Origin of the sequence: Acidovorax sp. FG27 (assembly GCF_040365715.1) — a bacterium.
Lineage (GTDB): Bacteria > Pseudomonadota > Gammaproteobacteria > Burkholderiales > Burkholderiaceae_C > Paracidovorax.
Genome location: NZ_BAABVY010000002.1, coordinates 362,710 through 379,912 on the forward strand (window position 1 = coordinate 362,710; position 17,203 = coordinate 379,912).

Consider the following 17,203-nt stretch of genomic DNA (forward strand, 5'->3'; position numbering starts at 1 on the left):
TATGACACCGTCGTATTTACCACCTCACGTCCAACTCGCCAATTACAAGCAGCAGCAGCAAGCACGCTATTCTGGCAACAAGCTCATTGAAGCGCTGCCGCTGCCACTCAGCGAGGAGCAAGTTATCGAATCGCTGGAATTCCTTCCGAAGTTCGATGAATCCTCGCGTCAATGGGCCCGCCACGACCGCCTGCGAGAACTGCTCAGCCTGAATAACGTCATGGTTCCACTCACTTCACATGTTGAACTGGCGCTTACGCTGGACAACATGCTGCGCGAGGGCTACATCGGCCGACGTCCGATGTCTCCCGAGCACGTGAGCATCTACCAAGAAATCCACGAGGATGCCCAGAAGCCAAGGGAGTTTCGACAAAGCTACGACACGGTGGCCCCTAAGCTTTCGGCGTCCATCATCGGCGTGTCTGGCATGGGAAAAACAACCACCATCCAGCGATGCTTGGCTAGATACCCACAAGTCATCTATCACCCAGACCTGGACCTCTACCAGATTACGTGGCTGCACTTTGAAATGTCGAAGGATGGCAAGGGCGTCAAGGCCTTGCTGTCGGCCATCATCCATGCAATTGCAGAACTCATCCCTGACAACACCTATGTCGAGGACCATCTCAAAAAGGGACGAGCCACCGACGCAGCCCTACAGACATCCGTTCGCATCCTGCTGAACAAGCACTGTGTTGGACTCCTCATTCCGGACGAGGTGCAAAACGCCGCCAATACCCGAGGTCAGTCAGACCAGGTCGTCATGACCGAACTCACGACCTTGGCCAACAAATCGAAGAATCCGGTCCTCTACATCGGCACGCCAAAGGCGGAGAAGGTGTTGGGCTTGGACATGCGACAAGCACGGAGAAGCCTGGGGATGGGGCTTGGCAGCTGGTCACCGCTACCCCGCTATGACGTCGTTCAGGACGAGGCAACGATGCAGCTTGTCGAAGCTGACGGTGAGTGGGTCTACTTTATGGAGTGCCTATGGAGGTACTGCTGGATGAGTACGCCACAACGGCTCACGCCTGAGTTGCTCGATGCTTTCTACGACTGCACTCAGGGCATCATCGACTTGGCCATCAAACTGTTTATCGTCGTTCAGGCCCGCGCTATTCTGGATGACCTCGACACGCTGAGCGTTCAGCTAGTTTGGTCCGTCTATGAAAGCCAGTTCACGCTGGTGCATCCGATGGTCACAGCCCTGCGTAACGACGACCGCGAAGCGTTGATGATGTTCGAAGACGTGAAATCTCTGCACGTCGAAACTCTCATGGAAGGCTTGGAACGCCGGCAACGCCTCACCCGTATCCGCGCCGCGTCTGCACGCCCAGGGTCTCCTGACTTCCAGTTGCGGCTTGTCAATGCTGGCACGGCGTTGGGCATGCCGGTTGAAGACGCAAAGGTGTTGGCGGTGGAAGTTGAACGAGACGGCACCGCGAAAAACATGTTCGATGCAGCAGCTCAGTTGGCGAAGAAGGCTGCACCTGTCAAAAAGGGAAACTCCAAGCCAAAAGGTTCGTCCAAAGTCGAATCGACACAGGTCTCGATTCCTTCGTTCCCGGGCATCGAACATCGTCCGGACGACTTCCGCCATGCCATCGTGCGCGCCGCAACAGAGCGCACCTCAATCGTTGAGCAGTTGTTCGCATTGCAACTCGTACGAGAACCCGAGAATGCGCTTTGGGCTGCCTGAGCTTACCTACTCCCTATCCGGACGAGCTCATTGGAAGCGTTCTGGCGCGGGCCGTTATTCACAATGGCCTGGCACCTAAGCGGTTGGTCGCACATCTTCTAGGCACACCGGGCAGGAGCAACTATTCAATGTTTCTACCCACCAATCTGCCGGACCTTGCAATCCAAACTCGCACAGACGCCAAGACACTGCTCTGGGGTCACACCGTTTTTCCGTACGCCGTGGCTTTCATGCCCACGGCAGAGGTGCACCGTCTTGAGAAGAAGCTTTTGGTTGGCTGCACAGCCGACCAAGGCTCGACAGCTTCCTTGGTGAAGTCAGTGACCCATGGTCTCCCGACGTTTCGATACTGTCCTTGGTGTGCGCGGGAGGAGCTCCTCGAAAAGGGGGAGAGTTATTGGCATCGCGTCCATTGCTTGCCGGGCGTCCGGATGTGTCTAAAGCACGGAAACCCGCTACATGGCACTGGCACTCGTCCAACAACCTTGGCTCAGAATCTCTTGATGCCGTTGCCGCATCGACAACGTCGGCAAGCTGAGCCTCCAAGCTGTTCTTTGGCATTGCTCCACCAAGTCGCGCAGACATCCGCCGCCATCTGTCATGGCACCTGGACGCACCATAGGGAGTGGCTCCGCAACTACCGCTCACGAGCAACATTCCTGAATCTAACGCTGCCCAATGGGCTAGTCGCAGGCACACGCATGGCCTTCGAACTGAAGGAAGCATTCAGCCCGGAGTACCTTTCAGATTCAGGATGCGACTACGCCGCCGTTGAGAAGGCATGGCCTGCGCTGATGGTCCGAGAGCGATGCAGCGTTCCCTTCGCACCTGCCAAGCATGTTCTGCTGTCGGCGTTCTTTGAGCACTACCAGTCTACGGCCTCATCGTTCTCCTATCGAAAGCCGGGAAAGGCTCCTGTCGATTCCGTCAAGTTAGACCGTTTGCTTGCCACGGCAGTGAAAAAGCGGGCCGACGCGGCTATCTGCCGCCAGGAAATAGTGACCGTTAAGAGCCTGCTGGAAGACACCGGAAAATGGCAAGTCTTCCGGCATCACCGGGCCTTACTTCCACTGACGCTGGAACAGATTGAAGCCTTCAAGAAATCGGAAGCCTCGCAAAGGAAGACAGGCGGACGTGAGGCGCATGCCAAGAAGCTGTTGGCAATCCAGGAGGGCCGGCAGAAGCCGTTCGTCTACAAATATCGGCTGCGTAAAAAATCATCTATTTCGGTGACCAAAAGGTCGGCCGAAGGCGTTTGAGCAGACCTACAAGCCGCGAGTTAAGCGGTCAAACTTTGAAGCTGAAAATCAAATTGATGCCCGCTAGACGTGCCACATCGTCGAGATAAAAACTGCCGCTACACCTTCAAACAGAAGGATGTAGATTGTGGAACTAATAACAGGTATAGATTGGCATGAAGGAAGTCCTACGGCGCATGCTGTCGTCGGCTGGAGCAAGTGCATAAATATAAGCATTGAGGACCTTCCATCCCGGGGACTCCCAGTCTTGGACCAGGTTGCGCGAATAGTCACAGTAGATTTAAGCAACTGCCAGACGGCGACATTCGAAGAATATGCTTTTGCATTTAATAGACCATATGCGCAGACATCTCGGCATTCAACTTGGTCTATTCTCAATGCGAGGACACGGCTCGTCATCCCGGCTCTAGTCTTTCTACGAGCGTTTATCCGGCCAGGCCGGGTGCTGATGCCTCAGCTTTTCAAACCACAATCACTGGACGATGTTTGTGTGTTCGCACGCAACGAAGGCGAATATTTTGTCCGCTCGCTCAGTCCGCTTGGCGATGTAAGGAAAACTCGAGACAGCACAATTATGGCGCCCTTATCGTGGTTCTACTGCTTCCCGTCTGCCCGGCGAGCCTGGGCAAGCGTCTATCAAGCCGCAAAGGAAGGTCGATTGCATTTCGAGCTTCCAAAAGCATCCATAACGGTCAGCATGAGGGGCATGCGAGTTGGCTCCACCGTATATGCGACCCAACTCAGTCTTCTTAAAATAGAAGCGCAAGAGGAACCAATTGAATTTGGCGTGGGCCACCCTCAAGTTATCGAAGCTTCTGCTCACTCGCGCGCGGGTAAGCGCGACCCGCAATGTTCATCTTTGGGCAAAGAGTACCAAAAACTCACCGATGCAGAGTGGGAGGTGGTTCGCCCACTTCTGGCCAGTCCAAAGGGAAAAATTCCGGTCGATAACAGGACCCTACTGGACTGCATTTTGCAGAAGCGGTATACGAGCATGACCTGGGATGAAGTTGCAGCGCTGCATAACGTTCCCGTGCCGAGAGTAACCACCGCCCAAAGACGCTGGAAGACCGACACAAGACTGAACAGCGTTATGGAACGGCTAAATGAAATGCGAAATGCCGCACCATGATTCTCTGTCCATGTCAAGGATGTGCTTAAACTTAGGCGACAACTCGAAATGAAACTAATAGCTTTCAAGTGGAACACCGAAATTCTGTTTTGCTTGCCTCAAGCCTTCCCCTCGCTGACTACCGTTCGCTGAGGAGGCGCTGTATCCGATAATTGCACCAGACCAAGACCATAAAGTCACCCGGCGGCATCAGGGTGCGATTGATTGAGGCCTTGGACGCAATGGCGACCTTCGTGACCTCTGAGGACTTGATGCCGGTATAGCCGAATTGTCGGTGGTAGGCGTCAGCGGCATGCTGGTGCGTGAAGTCATCGGAGCACTGGTTTTCGGAGCCATCGCGGGCTACGGAGCCTGCTACCTCCTGAGCGACATCGACAGCTACCCGGTGGAAATTCTCATCACGCTGGCCCTGGCCACGGCGGGCTACAGCGTCGCTGAGAGCTTGCACGTTTCGGCGCCCCTTGCTGTGGTGGTCATGGGTTTGGTCGTCGGCAACCACGGCGCCTCTAAACACATGTCAGAAAAGACCCGTGAACATCTGTTCAGCTTCTGGGGGCTGCTCGACGAGTTGCTCAACCTGGTGCTGTTCGGCCTCATCGGCCTGGAGCTCATCGCCTTGTCCTTCCGTGCGGTGGACATCTGGGTTGGTATCGCGGCCATTCCAGTGGTACTTGTTGCCCGCGGCCTGAGCGTCGCCGCACCAATGACGGTGCTGCGGCGCTTTCGACGCGTCAGCCCACACGCCGTGAAAATTCTGACATGGGGCGGACTGCGTGGAGGCATTTCCATCGCGTTGGCGCTTTCGCTGCCTGAATTCCAGGGCCGCGATATGGTCCTGGGCGTGACCTACGTCGTGGTCGTCTTCAGCCTGCTCGTGCAGGCTACGACTTTGGGCCGGATGATTCGGCATTTCTCAGTGCCGACCAGCATTCCAGAACCGAGTGAACCGCGCAAGTAGACCAATAGCTACGCGCTGACTTCCACAAAACCGGCAACAGCCCCCATTGGAAATCTGCCAATAGAGGTCCCCAGCCCTCCCGACTCCCGCGAAATTTCCTTTTTTGGAACCGGCTTCCGACTCCTTATAAACGAGTGTGTATAAGTGTTTCAAGTCAGACTAAGATGTATCACGCGAGGCCGCTCAGACCTCGAAGGAGCATTGGAATATCGCCTGACGAGTCGGTGAGGGGTGTGCTTCCCCTTCACGCCTGCGCGGGGCGACCACTTGAAGAAGGAAGCCATGTCGAAGGTCAGCATCGAGCGTATAACCAAAATCGTGCGCCTCATCCGTCGGCACGGTGCAGTGTCGATGGATACGTTCCTGACAGAGCTGGAGGTCTCGAAGGCCTCTGTAAAGCGTGACCTCGATTTTCTGCGAGACCGGCTCGGGTGCCCCCTTGACTGGGACCGCAGCCAGCGCGGCTGGGTCATCCATGACGAGCTGGCCGATGGCGGCCGGTTCGAACTTCCTGGAGTTTGGTTCAACTCATCCGAGGTCTTTGCTCTGCTGACGATGCTTCATCTGGTGGAGGGCGTCCAGCCCGGCCTGCTGGACGAACATGTCGGCCCCTTGAAATCCCGCTTCCGCAGCCTGCTCGCTGAAGGTACAAAGTCGGCCAAGCCGATTGAACGCAAGCTCAAGCTCATCCATTTCGCGCCCAGGAAGGTTGAACCCAAGCACTTCCAACTCATCGCCGGCGCCTTGCTGGACGGCAAGCGCTTGCATCTGCGGTACCTCAACCGTGACCGCAAGGAGCACACGGAGCGCACCATTTCTCCTCAACAGCTGGTGCACTACCGCGAGAACTGGATGTTGGACGCGTGGTGCCACACCCGCAATGCCCTCAGGTCATTTGCACTGGAAGCCGTTGCCGACGTCCGCGTTGTGGATGAGCCCGCGCAGGAAGTCAGCCAGGACGAGATGCAGGAGCACTTCCGTAGCGGCTACGGCATCTTTGCCGGCCAAGCGGCCCACCGCGCACGCTTGAAGTTCACCCCAGAGCGAGCGCAATGGGTCAGCAAGGAGACTTGGCACCACGACCAGTCAAACGAACTCCTCGAGGACGGCAGCTACGTCCTTGAAATTCCATACTCCAACGACCAAGAGCTGTTGATGGACCTCCTGCGCCACAGCCCGGAAGTGGAGATTCTGGAGCCCCCGGAACTGCGACAGCGCCTACACGCCGCATTGTGCGCCGCAGCATCGAAAAATCTTCCTGCAGCTGTTCAGTAGGTCGTTATTTGAACCAGTGCACTCGCAAGAATGCCTTCCATGCTCGACGTTTTCCGGGCTAGGAGTGCAAGATGAAAGTGAATTTCGCCCATATTCGGGAGCGTGCACAGAACGGCGGCTGGATTAATTTCGCCGTTTTCGATGCCCGCTCGTCCTCTGGCTCCCGGGATGACAACTCCCAGTTGCTGGCCCAACTGACGGCCAAAGCGCGGGGTGCGAACCTTCGCGTCGACCAAGCAGCCCTCGCCTTCATGTCCGGCAGACGGCTGCAGTTCTTCGGAAGCCCACCCCTGGTGGATTTCCTTTCTCGCAGTGGGCTCCCGAGCTGGACCCACTCCCTCAACGCGTAACCACACAGGAGACTGAAATGGCAAAAAACGACCCCGTTGGAGACAACGCCCGCCGCGGCGCTGTGCGCGACCGCTCGCAGTGTTCAATCCCACCAACCAGACCTGGACCAAGCGCGACGCCGGCAACGGTCGCTTCATGGACCAAAAGAAGGACGGCGAGCCCTTCAAGGGCGTCCGCAAGGAGCACAAGTAGTCAACACGCTGTTCGGGAGACCGGGCAGCGTTCGACTTTCATCAGACCAGCCGGGTTGACGCTCCGGGGAGTGGAATACGGAACTTGATGATGTTGCCCTTTGCCTAGCCCGCGCAGGCACATCCCCTCGAGGTGCTTGCGCTACTTGCTTTACGCGCCATGCATGTCACCTTCGGTTTGAATCTTGATGCTCGACAGGGCCCTTCGCCGCAGAGCTCCTTCAACACACCTGTTGTCGGACGGCTCGGCTTGGCTAGGCCTCAGGTGGCGGCAGCAGGTCAACCACGGTCCAGCACACTAACCGAGGTAGTCTTACTGGGGAGGAGAACTGCCAATGTGGCATGACAACGAAACAACCGTTGATTACCTGAACTTTGGTGTCGTCGCAGATGCCTGCGCAAATCTGCTGAGGCAGGCAAAGGGGGAGCCGATTTCAATCGGTGTCTCTGGCGGATGGGGGGCAGGCAAATCGTCGCTTGTCCGGATGGTTCAGAAGCGATTGAGTGCCAAGCCGGTCCAAGCCGCTGGGACGTCATCAGGAACAGCGCAAACCACAGCGCCCAAACCAGTCGATAGCGACGAGGAGAATACCTATGTGGTAGTCACCTTTAATCCTTGGCTTTACCAGGATTTTGAGGGTGCCCGCAGCGCGTTGCTACAGCAAGTTGGAGACGAGTTGCTCCGGCAAGCAGGCAAAGACGAAGGTCTGCTCAAGAAGGCCAAGCGCCTGATTGCTCGCATCAACGTCCTCAGGCTTGCCCAGATGGGGGGAGAGCTTGCCGCAACGGTCGCCACAGGCGTCCCAATTGGTGTTGCCGGTAGGGCTGTGATGCAAGTCGCCGGGTTTCTCGGATTCGGAGATGACAGCAACGACAGTAAAGTCGAAAAGGTCGAAGGCAAGGACTTTGACGGCCTTCTGAAGCCCGGAGAGCCTATCTCACTACCTAGTGAGATTCATCTTTTTCGCAAGGCGGTGGAAGAGCTTCTGGAGGAACTCAAAATCACCTTGGTGGTCTTTGTCGATGACTTGGACCGATGCCTTCCGAAAACGGCCATCGCGACACTGGAGTCCATCCGGCTGCTTCTGTTCCTCAAGCGCAGCGCCTTTGTTGTGGCGGCGGACAACGACTTCATTGAGGGTGCGGTGCGCGTTCACTTCGCGCAAAGCGGCATTACCAAGGACGTCGCGACGAACTACTTCGACAAGCTTATACAGGTACCGCTGATGGTTCCGAGGCTTGGCCTCAACGAGGTAAAGGCCTACCTCGCTCTTCTGCTCATGCAACATGCCTGTGCCCAGGAACAGTTCGATAAGGCTCAGTTCAATAACGCGCTAGAGGCCATTCCTGAACGTCTGAGAGCTAGCTGGAAAGGCGAAGCCATCACATCGGAATTCTTGGTCGCCACGGTCGGCCCAAGCAACGCCGAAATGGTAAAGCTCATGAACTTGGTTGAAGGTCTGGCCCCCTTGCTCAGTCAGTCCAGCGATGTGGCTGGCAATCCCCGCCTGATGAAGCGCTTCTTAAACACGGTCTACTTGAGGAAGGCATTAGCGGAGCCTCAGGGCATCGACCTGGACATACCGGCGCTGGCTAAGTGGCACCTGGTCGAACGCTGTGATAGCGAGTTGGCCAATGCCCTCGCCGGCATGGTCACATCCAAGCAGGATGGTCGCGTGGAACTGCTTCGTCAGGCCGAGGAAGCAGCGGCAAAGGGTACACAGCTTCCAGACCTCTTCACAAAGGCCCAGTTTGCGCCAGGCTGGCTGCTTCTTGAGCCCAGGCTCGGCGAGTTGGATTTGCGCCCCCTCCTTCACCTTAGCCGCGACACCGTGGTCCGCGACTTTGGGATTGATGAGTTGAACGCAGATGGCCGTGAGCTCAGGGATGCTCTCTTGGTCGCTCGTACAGGAAATCAGGCGCTGACCGCCGCCATACAGAAGGCAGGTGCGGTGCAAGCGCAGTTTGCGATGGAGCGGGCTTGGCAGCTCTCAACGGGCAAACGTACTTGGAAGAAAAACGAGGACATGGTGATGCTCCTAGAGCCGTGCCGCACATTCAAGGAGCTTGGAGCGAAGGCATCCGCACTGCTTTCGCAGGCCCCCGTAAAGGACGTTGGCCCTGGAATTATCCCCAAGCTATATGCGGAAGAGTGGGCTCGTCCAATTGTTGAGAACTGGCTCGCGGACACGAACTCGTCACAGCTAACCAAGAATGCCATCCGCGGTGAGAAAGGCAAGTCGAAGTAATGGGTACCTCCACATCCTCTAAGGGCGGCAAGAAGGGGTCCCCTTTCGACCCAGAATGGCTAGTACCTGATTCCGGTAGTGGAGCAGGTGGCGGTGGCGACGGCTCGCCGGATGGGCAGGGCGATGGCGAATCTGGCGATGGCGATGGCGCGGACGGCCAGGACACATCTGACTCCATTTCCGTGAGCCCTCGCTACGGCTCGGCGAAGGCGAGCTTGTCTTCGTACCTAGGTGGCGGAGGACGAAGCGCACTGAAGTCCGCCGTCCGCAAGATGGTCAACTCCGGGATGGGTGGCTCCCGGCGAGCGACCAGCAGTACGCGAGCAACTGCCGCCGGCGCAGGGCAATTGGGTAGCTTCTTGGCCGCCGCCCGTGACGGAACCAACCAAGAAGTTACGAACTGGGTCGCCAATGTTCGGGCGCAAAACCTGCCAGCCAACGAGCTCATCCTTGAAATCATCAAGGAGGTCATGCCCAACTCCGGAAGCCTCGACGACGAGTCATTGCGCAACGCCGCCACAGATGCGCTTGCCGAGCTTTATGAAGCCAACCCTGGCGTAGATATTTTCCAACTCACCAACGAGCAGATTGACGAAGTCATCGCAATCACAGTGGCGAACGAGGTTAGCAACCGCATGGACCTACAGTTGGGCCAGTCCTACGAGAAGCTCAAGTACGACGCGCGACAGATTCAGGATTTTAGAAATGACATGCGCGAGTACGTTCAGGGACAGGTCCGCGTCGTAATGGAGCAACCCGGCATGAAGGGCCAAACCCCAGAAGCCTTGGCAAAGAATGTCCACTCAATGGCATGGAAAGTGTTCGGTTCCGAATGAAGATTCTCTGCACCACCGTTGAGCAGCTGCCAGCGCAGCTTCCTCCTGATACTCGCGTCTTCACCTTCAACAAGAGCGCAAAGCGGGAAAGCGTCGGAACCATCGCGCAGGGCTGGAGAGGGTCAATCAAGCGCAAGGGCTACTCGCCTTCCCCTGCGTGTTGGGACTTTGTTCAGCTCTGTCTTGCGGTCTGTGCGGCTGACCTGGCGTGTCTTCGGTCAACCAGCGCTGATGGGTGGACTCGGACTATCGACCTGACTGTAGCAATGGCTGAACCTGTCCGCTGGCAGCCATGGATTGCACATGTTGAACACATGCTGAAGGTCCTTACCGGTGACTACTGGACACTCCACTTCGTCGATGGAGGGCAGCTTCCGCCTAATGGAAAGCCCAGGCCTCACGATAGCGACTGCGTTTCGCTTCTGTCTGGTGGACTCGATAGCCTTATTGGTGGCATCGACCTCGTTGCGCAGGGCCGACGGCCCATGTTTGTATCTCAGTTGGCTCACGAAGACTCGGAGAAGCAAATTCGCTATGCCACGGCTCTTGGTCGTTCGGCAACGCATTGCCAATGGAGCCACAAGATTAGCTTTACCGGGCAGCGTGAGACGTCGACCAGAGGGCGCTCGTTGGCGTTTTATGCGTTCGCAGTGCTTGCAGCGTCGCGTATCCCGGGCATGCCCGTGGACATCTTCGTCCCGGAAAACGGCTTCATCTGCATCAACCCACCTCTCGTACCTGGACGCATGGGAAGCCTGAGCACAAAGACCACGCATCCCCTTTTCATTCGGCAAATGCAGCAACTGCTGGATGGGCTCGGTGTGCTGGTCAATTTCAAGCTTCCGTACAAGTTTAAGACCAAAGGGGAGATGCTTTCCGAGTGCCAGAACCAGGCTCAGCTCAACCAACTTGCCGCCACGACAACTAGCTGTGGGCGGTACCGTACATACAACAGGACGCACTGTGGCCGATGTGTCCCATGCATGATTCGTCGGGCATCCTTCCTCAAGTGGGGAGGCCCAAACAAAGATACCACCAACTACGTGCACTCGAACCTCATTAGCTCCGCGAAGTCCAGCGGCCCGGACGACCCAATGGCAGCAGCCCTTGCGGTTCTGGCCGCTAGAGACAAGAGTATTGACCGGTTCCTCGGTGCTTCGCTCGCCTTCGCTACAGCCTCGGAACGACCTTTCTACCGACAGACTCTTGAGAAAGGGTTGGCTGAACTCGAAGCCTTGCTCATTGGAGATGGTCTACTGTGATGGACTTTCACTGCCACCTAGACTTGTACAAGCAGCCAAGGGAGGTGTACAGGCAGGCAGTACTGCGAAATGAATTCACTTGGTTGGTGACAACAAGCCCGAAGGCCTTCGCGGCAACATCTGCGGCTCTTGGTCGCTCAGAAAGGGTGCTCATCTCTCCAGGGCTACATCCGGAGATTGCTGGGCAGCGTGCCAATGAAATCAATCTCTTGCTTGAGCAAATGGCCCAGTGCAAGGGGGTCGGGGAGGTTGGACTTGATGGGTCGGCCAGGTACAAGGTGAGCTATGCAATCCAGCAGTCGATATTTGCCGCAGTCGTCGCCCGCAGTGCCGAACTCGGGGGACGCGTCCTAAGCATCCATTCTCGGGCTGCCGCTTCAGATGTACTTCGCGAACTCGCCCGACACCCTGCCTTCGGAGTTGCAGTCATGCACTGGTTCTCAGGGTCGATTTCAGAGTTACGAAGTGCAGCAGCCATGGGCTGCTGGTTCAGTGTTGGCCCCGCCATGTTCGCCTCGGCGAATTGCCGTCGCCTTGTTGCTGCGATGCCCAAGAACCGTGTAGTTCCTGAAAGTGATGGCCCGTTTGCCCACATAGATGGCGAACCACTTATGCCCTGGTGCGAAGACCGCACAGTCGAGCTCGTGAGCGCAACTTGGAAGGTCCCCAAGGAAGAGGCGGCCAGCAATCTCCAAGAGAATTCCCGCCAGTTGCTACAGCTACTAAGCGATTGAATTCCGACTTGAGCTTATGGAGTGCGAGCCCCCCGCTTCAATGGCCGACGCGACCAAGGCACGGCACTGTGTTGGTGCAAACGGACCCGCTACCGGCAAAGGCCAGAGCTGCTGTCGTGCCGCCCCAGAGTAGGACTTGATTGACCATCAGTTGGTCACCAACCACAACAGCAAAGTAGCTCCATTTGTCAAAACTTACCAAGTCGCTTTTGGCTTGAGAGGGAAGCCAGCGTAGGACTTGATTGTCAACGACCAGCGGTCGATGGCGCGCTGGTCGCCGGTGACCAGGGCCGCCACCACGCCGGCGGCGCGCCGGGCGGCCGCGGAGTCCGCTGCGGGACCTTCGCTCGCCAGCCGCTGCAGGATGGCGTCGCGCACCCGCTGGCGGGCCTGCTCGACCGGGTGGCGGGCCGTGGCCGCCAGCAGCCGGGGCGGCGCATCGCGCGGGCCGGCGCGCACATAGCCCGTGGCCTGCACGCCTTGCTCCCACAGCATCAGTTCGTAGTCGAAGCCGTGCGGGTTGCGCGCGCCGTGCGGGGCCTTCAGGCGCACGGTCAGCTCCCAGCGCTCGCCCGCCCGCACCGTGGGCGGGGGCCTCTGCAGTTCCGCCACCGCCAGTGACAATGCACCTCCACCCGCACCCGCACCTGTCCCCCCGCCTGCGTCCCGGATGAACGGCCCGAAGTACCAGGACACGTCGATCGATTCCGGCACCCGCACGGCCGCGCCGTCCAGCCGCGCGGACTCCACCGCGAGCCGCATGCGCAGCGCCCCTTCGAGCGACTGGGGCATGGCGGCCACCACGGCGGTGATGCGCACGTCGCGGCCCTCCAGCGCGGGAGCCAGCGCGTGCGAGAGGAACACGCCGGCCCGCAGCCCGCACGCCGCGAACGCCAGGCCGGCGCCCACGCACAGCGCCCGGACATGGCGCCGCCACCGGCCGCCCGGTACGAAGGCGAGCCCGCCGCCGGCCGCCAGCGCCGCCCCGGCCAGCAGCGCGTAAGCCCCGGCCGGCCAGAGCGCCGCCTGCTGCAGTTGCAGGGCCGTGCCCAGCAGGGCGCCCAGCAGCAGCGCCGGCAGCAGCCAGCCCGCCTGCCCGCGCTGCGTGGCAAGCGGTGGAGCGGAGGCTGGAGTCGAGCCATGGGCAGGCATGCGGACATGCTAAGGCCAAGGGCACGCGAGCGGTGGCGGGCGGTCCGCGCTATGTAACACTTGGCGCAGGTTGGGCGGCGGCCACACCGGGCCTCGGGGGCGGCGGCCGCACCGGGCCCAGCCCGCCGTGGAGCCGCCCTCGCTCCCTTCCATCCACTTTTCCTCCATCCGCAAGACTGCAAGGACTGCCATGAGCGTTTACGACAAGCTGAAAGAACTCCAGATCACCCTGCCGCCCGTCTCGGTGCCTGCGGCGGCCTACGTGCCCTATGTGGAGACGGGCAACCTCGTGTTCCTTTCGGGCCACATTGCCCGCAAGGACGGCAAGCCCTGGGCCGCTCAGTTCGGCCGCGACATCACGACCGAAGAGGGCAAGGCGGCCGCGCGCGCCGTGGCCATCGACCTGCTGGGCACGCTGCATGCAGCCACCGGCGGCGACCTGAACCGCGTCGCGCGCATCGTGAAGGTGATGAGCCTGGTCAATTCCACCGGCGACTTCACCGAGCAGCACCTGGTGACCAACGGCGCCAGCGAACTGCTGGGCCAGGTGTTCGGCGACAAGGGCGTGCATGCCCGCAGCGCCTTCGGCGTGGCGCAGATCCCGATGGGCGCCTGCGTCGAGATCGAGCTGATCGCCGAACTGTCCTGAAGCACCACCGCCCCATGACCGCTCCCGTCCAAGAAGCCCCCCTGGTCCTGTCCATCCAGTCGCACGTCGCCTTCGGCCATGTGGGCAACGACGCGGCCATGCTGCCGCTGCAGTTGCTGGGCATCCAGCCGGTGGCGGTGCACACGGTGCAGTTCTCCAACCACACGGGTTATGGCGAATTCAAGGGCCAGGTGTTCGCGCCCGCGCACATCGCCGACGTGCTGGACGGGCTGCGGGCGCGCGGCGTGCTGGCGCGCTGCACGGCGGTGCTGTCGGGCTACCTGGGCGATGCCGGCGTGGGCGAGGCCATCCTGGCCGCGGTGCAGGAGATCCGCGCCGTCCGTCCCGGCCTGCACTACCTGTGCGACCCCGTGATGGGCGACGTGGGCCGGGGCGTGTTCGTGCGGCCCGGCATTCCCGAATTCCTGCGGCGCCGGGCGCTGGCGCAGGCCAGCATCATCACGCCGAACCACTACGAGTTCGAACTGCTGCACGGCGCGCCGCTGGCATCGGTGCAGGAGGCCATCGCCGCCGCGCGCGCCCTGCTGGGCGTGGCGCCCGGCACCGGCCCGTCGCTGATCGTGGTGACCAGCCTGCGTACGCCCGACCTGCCGACCGACCGCCTGGCCACCCTGGCGGTGACGGCGGATGCCGCCTGGCTGGTCAAGACCCCCTACATCGATCTGCAGCCCCTGCCCAACGGCATGGGCGACGTGTTTTCCGCCGTGCTGCTGGGCCACCTGCTGCGCGGCCAGCCCACGGCGCAGGCCGTGTCGGGCGCCGTCAGCAGCCTTTATGCGCTGGTCGCCCGCACGGCACCCGGCCAGCGCGACCTGCCGCTGGTGGCCTGCCAGAGCCAGATCGCCGCGCCGGCCGAATGCTTCTCGGCCGAGCCGTGCAGCGCCGGCTGAGCAGCGGCCCACCGCCGCTTAGTTCATGCCCAAACGGCTGGCAGCGCTTGATACATCAGCGCGTATAGCTATCAAAAATATAGCATCGACCGGTATTGGCCACCGGCGGCCACGGGCCCGCCTCGCCTCTTTCATTCCACCCGCGTGACCGACGTGGGCTTGAAGCCCAGGTCGGCCGCACGGCCCTTGCGCCCGCGCGGAAAGCGCGCGTTGTTCAGGCTGCGGATCTCCAGCGTCTCTTCCCGCTCCTTGCCGCCCCGGCCCACGCCGGCGATGCGCACGCTGCGGGTGTAGGCCGCCGCGCCGGCCAGCGTGTCCTTGTCGTCCAGGTCGATCAGCATCAGGCCCCGGCCGCCGTTGGCCATCTGCTTGAGCTCGGTGATCTCGAAGGTCAGGATGCGCCCGCCGGTGGAGGCGCAGCACACGTGCGTGGCGGGCGCCAGGGCCTGCCCGCCGCTGGTGAAAGCCGCATGCGAGGGCTTGCACAGCTGCTCGCCTTCTGCCAGCGTGACGAAGGCCTTGCCGCTGCGGTTGCGCGCCGTCATGTGTTCCAACGCCGCGATGAAGCCGTAGCCGCCGGAGCTGGCCAGCAGCAGCGCCGCGCCGGCCGGGCCGGCGAAGTAGTGCAGCGGCTGCGTGCCGCTTTCCAGCTCGATCAGCGTGGTGATGGGCTGGCCGTCGCCGCGCGCGCCGGGCAGCTGCGCCACCGCCACCGAATAGACGCGCCCGTTGCTGCCGAAGACGATGAGCGTATCGACCGTGCGGCATTCGAAGGTGGAATAAAGCCCGTCGCCCGACTTGAAGGCGAAGCTGCCCGCATCGTGACCATGGCCCTGGCGCGCGCGCACCCAGCCCTTTTGCGAGACGACCACCGTGACCGGCTCGTCCACCACCTTGACCTCGGCGACGGCCTTCTTCTCGGCCTGGATGAGCGTGCGGCGCGCATCGGCGAACTGCTTGGCGTCCGCCTCGATCTCGCGGGCCATCAGGCGGCGCAGGGAGGCGGGGTTCGCCAGGATGTCTTCGAGCTTGCCCTGCTCCTCGCGCAGCTCCTTCAATTCCTGCTCGATCTTGATGGCTTCGAGCCGCGCCAGCTGGCGCAGGCGGATCTCGAGAATGTCCTCGGCCTGCCGGTCGGACAGGTTGAAGCGGGCGATGAGCGCGGCCTTGGGCTCGTCGGCCGCGCGGATGATGGCGATCACCTCGTCGATGTTGAGCAGCACGATCTGCCGCCCCTCGAGGATGTGGATGCGGTCCAGCACCTTGTCCAGCCGGTGCCGGCTGCGCCGCGTGATGGTCTGCTGGCGGAAGTCCACCCACTCCTGCAGCATGCGCCGCAGCGACTTCTGCATGGGCTTGCCGTCCAGCCCCACCATGGTCAGGTTGATGGGGGCGGACGTCTCCAGGCTGGTGTGCGCCAGCAGCGCGGTGATCAGCTCCTGCTGCGGCACGCGGCCCGTCTTGGGCTCGAAGACGAGACGGACCGGCGCGTCCTTGCTCGACTCGTCGCGCACCACGTCCAGCACGCCCAGCAGCGTGGCCTTGAGCTGCACCTGCTCGGCGCCCAGGGCCTTCTTGCCGGCCTTGACCTTGGGGTTGGTGAGTTCCTCGATCTCCTCCAGCACTTTCTGGGTCGAGACGCCGGGGGGCAGCTCGGTCACCACCAGCTGCCACTGGCCGCGCGCCAGGTCTTCGATCTTCCAGCGGGCGCGCACTTTCAGGCTGCCGCGCCCGGTGCGATAGGCATCCTGGATGTCGCCCGCGCTGCTGATGATCTGCCCGCCGCCCGGGTAGTCGGGGCCGGGAATCAGGGCAAAGAGTTCTTCGTCGGTGAGCCTGGGGTTCTTCAGCAGCGCCACGCAGGCGTCGGCCACTTCGCGCAGGTTGTGGCTCGGGATCTCGGTGGCCAGGCCCACGGCGATGCCGCTGGCGCCATTGAGCACCGCGAACGGCAGGCGCGACGGCAGCTGGCGCGGCTCTTCGGTGGAGCCGTCGTAGTTGGGCACGAAATCCACCGTGCCTTGGTCGATCTCGTCGAGCAGCAGGCCGGCGATGCGGGTGAGCCGCGCCTCGGTGTAGCGCATGGCCGCCGCGCCGTCGCCGTCGCGGCTGCCGAAGTTGCCCTGGCCGTCGATCAGCGGGTAGCGCTGGCTGAAGTCCTGCGCCAGGCGCACCAGCGCGTCGTAGGCCGACTGGTCGCCGTGCGGGTGGAAGCGGCCCAGCACGTCGCCCACCACGCGGGCGCTCTTCACCGGCTTGGCGGCGGTGTTGCGGTTGGGGCCGCTGTAGGCCAGGCCCATGCGCTCCATGGCGAAGAGAATGCGCCGCTGCACCGGCTTCATGCCGTCGCACACGTCGGGCAGCGCACGGCCCTTGACCACCGAAAGCGCGTATTCCAGATAGGCCCGCTGGGCGTAGCCGGCCAGGCTCTGGCTGTCGTCCGATGCGGGCTGCGAAAGGTCGAGGGTGGGTTGGTCGTTGTCGCTCATGCGTCGGGCAGGAAAAAGAAAAAGGAAAGGAAGGCGGCAGCCGGGGCGTCGCCCTG

13 protein-coding genes and 1 pseudogene are annotated in these 17,203 nt (G+C 61.0%); 12 read left to right on the forward strand and 2 right to left on the reverse strand.

Annotated elements, in window-relative coordinates; all coding sequences use genetic code 11:
• The first annotated feature begins 1 nt into the window (after position 1).
• From ABWV53_RS02130 to qatD, 10 genes are all read left to right on the forward strand, one after another.
• Entirely contained in the window at positions 2-1,699 is a 1,698-nt protein-coding gene (locus ABWV53_RS02130) for an AAA family ATPase (RefSeq protein ID WP_353362430.1), read from the forward strand.
• Positions 1,687-2,958: a TniQ family protein gene (locus ABWV53_RS20280; RefSeq protein ID WP_502903810.1), complete on the forward strand. Its 1,272-nt coding sequence runs from the start codon at positions 1,687-1,689 to the stop codon at positions 2,956-2,958. Before ABWV53_RS02130 ends, ABWV53_RS20280 begins: the two co-directional genes overlap by 13 nt.
• A 448-nt stretch (positions 2,959-3,406) precedes the next feature.
• Positions 3,407-4,090 (forward strand): hypothetical protein, encoded by a 684-nt coding sequence (locus ABWV53_RS02145; RefSeq protein ID WP_353362432.1) that lies wholly within the window; start codon positions 3,407-3,409, stop codon positions 4,088-4,090.
• Between the two features lie 292 nt (positions 4,091-4,382).
• Positions 4,383-5,048 (forward strand): cation:proton antiporter domain-containing protein, encoded by a 666-nt coding sequence (locus tag ABWV53_RS02150; protein ID WP_353362434.1) that lies wholly within the window; start codon positions 4,383-4,385, stop codon positions 5,046-5,048.
• Positions 5,049-5,330: 282 nt separating this feature from the next.
• Positions 5,331-6,323: a helix-turn-helix transcriptional regulator gene (locus tag ABWV53_RS02155; RefSeq protein ID WP_353362436.1), complete on the forward strand. Its 993-nt coding sequence runs from the start codon at positions 5,331-5,333 to the stop codon at positions 6,321-6,323.
• Between the two features lie 71 nt (positions 6,324-6,394).
• Positions 6,395-6,673 carry a hypothetical protein gene (locus ABWV53_RS02160; protein WP_353362438.1) on the forward strand — a complete coding sequence of 93 codons (279 nt, stop codon included), beginning with the start codon at positions 6,395-6,397 and terminating at the stop codon, positions 6,671-6,673.
• A gap of 527 nt (positions 6,674-7,200) precedes the next feature.
• Positions 7,201-9,114: a KAP family P-loop NTPase fold protein gene (locus ABWV53_RS02165; protein WP_353362440.1), complete on the forward strand. Its 1,914-nt coding sequence runs from the start codon at positions 7,201-7,203 to the stop codon at positions 9,112-9,114.
• A complete protein-coding gene (qatB, locus tag ABWV53_RS02170; protein WP_353362442.1) occupies positions 9,114-9,950 on the forward strand; it encodes a Qat anti-phage system associated protein QatB in 837 nt (278 codons plus the stop codon). The genes ABWV53_RS02165 and qatB overlap by 1 nt, the downstream gene beginning before the upstream one ends.
• Positions 9,951-10,075: 125 nt before the next feature.
• Positions 10,076-11,212 (forward strand): Qat anti-phage system QueC-like protein QatC, encoded by a 1,137-nt coding sequence (gene qatC / locus ABWV53_RS02175; RefSeq protein WP_353362740.1) that lies wholly within the window; start codon positions 10,076-10,078, stop codon positions 11,210-11,212.
• Positions 11,212-11,946 carry a Qat anti-phage system TatD family nuclease QatD gene (qatD, locus tag ABWV53_RS02180; RefSeq protein ID WP_353362742.1) on the forward strand — a complete coding sequence of 245 codons (735 nt, stop codon included), beginning with the start codon at positions 11,212-11,214 and terminating at the stop codon, positions 11,944-11,946. Before qatC ends, qatD begins: the two co-directional genes overlap by 1 nt.
• Positions 11,947-12,201: 255 nt before the next feature.
• On the opposite strand, the pseudogene ABWV53_RS02185 reads toward qatD, so the two are convergent.
• Positions 12,202-13,014, reverse strand: a pseudogene (locus tag ABWV53_RS02185) (ComEC/Rec2 family competence protein); the annotation flags it as partial.
• A gap of 274 nt (positions 13,015-13,288) precedes the next feature.
• Between ABWV53_RS02185 and ABWV53_RS02190 the strand changes: the two are divergent.
• Both ABWV53_RS02190 and pdxY read left to right on the forward strand, forming a co-directional pair.
• Positions 13,289-13,747, forward strand: a complete 459-nt coding sequence (locus tag ABWV53_RS02190; protein WP_353362446.1) for a RidA family protein — start codon at positions 13,289-13,291, stop codon at positions 13,745-13,747.
• Between the two features lie 14 nt (positions 13,748-13,761).
• Positions 13,762-14,658 (forward strand): pyridoxal kinase PdxY, encoded by an 897-nt coding sequence (gene pdxY, locus ABWV53_RS02195; RefSeq protein WP_353362448.1) that lies wholly within the window; start codon positions 13,762-13,764, stop codon positions 14,656-14,658.
• Positions 14,659-14,789: 131 nt separating this feature from the next.
• Here the strand turns inward: pdxY and parC are convergent, their stop codons facing one another.
• On the reverse strand, positions 14,790-17,147 hold the full coding sequence (gene parC, locus ABWV53_RS02200) for a DNA topoisomerase IV subunit A (protein ID WP_353362450.1): 2,358 nt from the start codon (positions 17,145-17,147) through the stop codon (positions 14,790-14,792).
• Positions 17,148-17,203: the final 56 nt, after the last annotated feature.

What these genes read in the sequence shown, in the direction of transcription:
- parC (WP_353362450.1), bottom strand. Translation starts at nt 17,147, where the DNA reads ATGAGCGACAACGACCAACCCACCCTCGACCTTTCGCAGCCCGCATCG.
- ABWV53_RS02165 (WP_353362440.1), top strand. Translation starts at nt 7,201, where the DNA reads ATGTGGCATGACAACGAAACAACCGTTGATTACCTGAACTTTGGTGTC.
- ABWV53_RS02155 (WP_353362436.1), top strand. Translation starts at nt 5,331, where the DNA reads ATGTCGAAGGTCAGCATCGAGCGTATAACCAAAATCGTGCGCCTCATC.
- ABWV53_RS02190 (WP_353362446.1), top strand. Translation starts at nt 13,289, where the DNA reads ATGAGCGTTTACGACAAGCTGAAAGAACTCCAGATCACCCTGCCGCCC.
- pdxY (WP_353362448.1), top strand. Translation starts at nt 13,762, where the DNA reads ATGACCGCTCCCGTCCAAGAAGCCCCCCTGGTCCTGTCCATCCAGTCG.
- ABWV53_RS02145 (WP_353362432.1), top strand. Translation starts at nt 3,407, where the DNA reads ATGCCTCAGCTTTTCAAACCACAATCACTGGACGATGTTTGTGTGTTC.
- ABWV53_RS02150 (WP_353362434.1), top strand. Translation starts at nt 4,383, where the DNA reads ATGCTGGTGCGTGAAGTCATCGGAGCACTGGTTTTCGGAGCCATCGCG.
- ABWV53_RS02130 (WP_353362430.1), top strand. Translation starts at nt 2, where the DNA reads ATGACACCGTCGTATTTACCACCTCACGTCCAACTCGCCAATTACAAG.
- qatB (WP_353362442.1), top strand. Translation starts at nt 9,114, where the DNA reads ATGGGTACCTCCACATCCTCTAAGGGCGGCAAGAAGGGGTCCCCTTTC.
- ABWV53_RS02160 (WP_353362438.1), top strand. Translation starts at nt 6,395, where the DNA reads ATGAAAGTGAATTTCGCCCATATTCGGGAGCGTGCACAGAACGGCGGC.
- qatD (WP_353362742.1), top strand. Translation starts at nt 11,212, where the DNA reads ATGGACTTTCACTGCCACCTAGACTTGTACAAGCAGCCAAGGGAGGTG.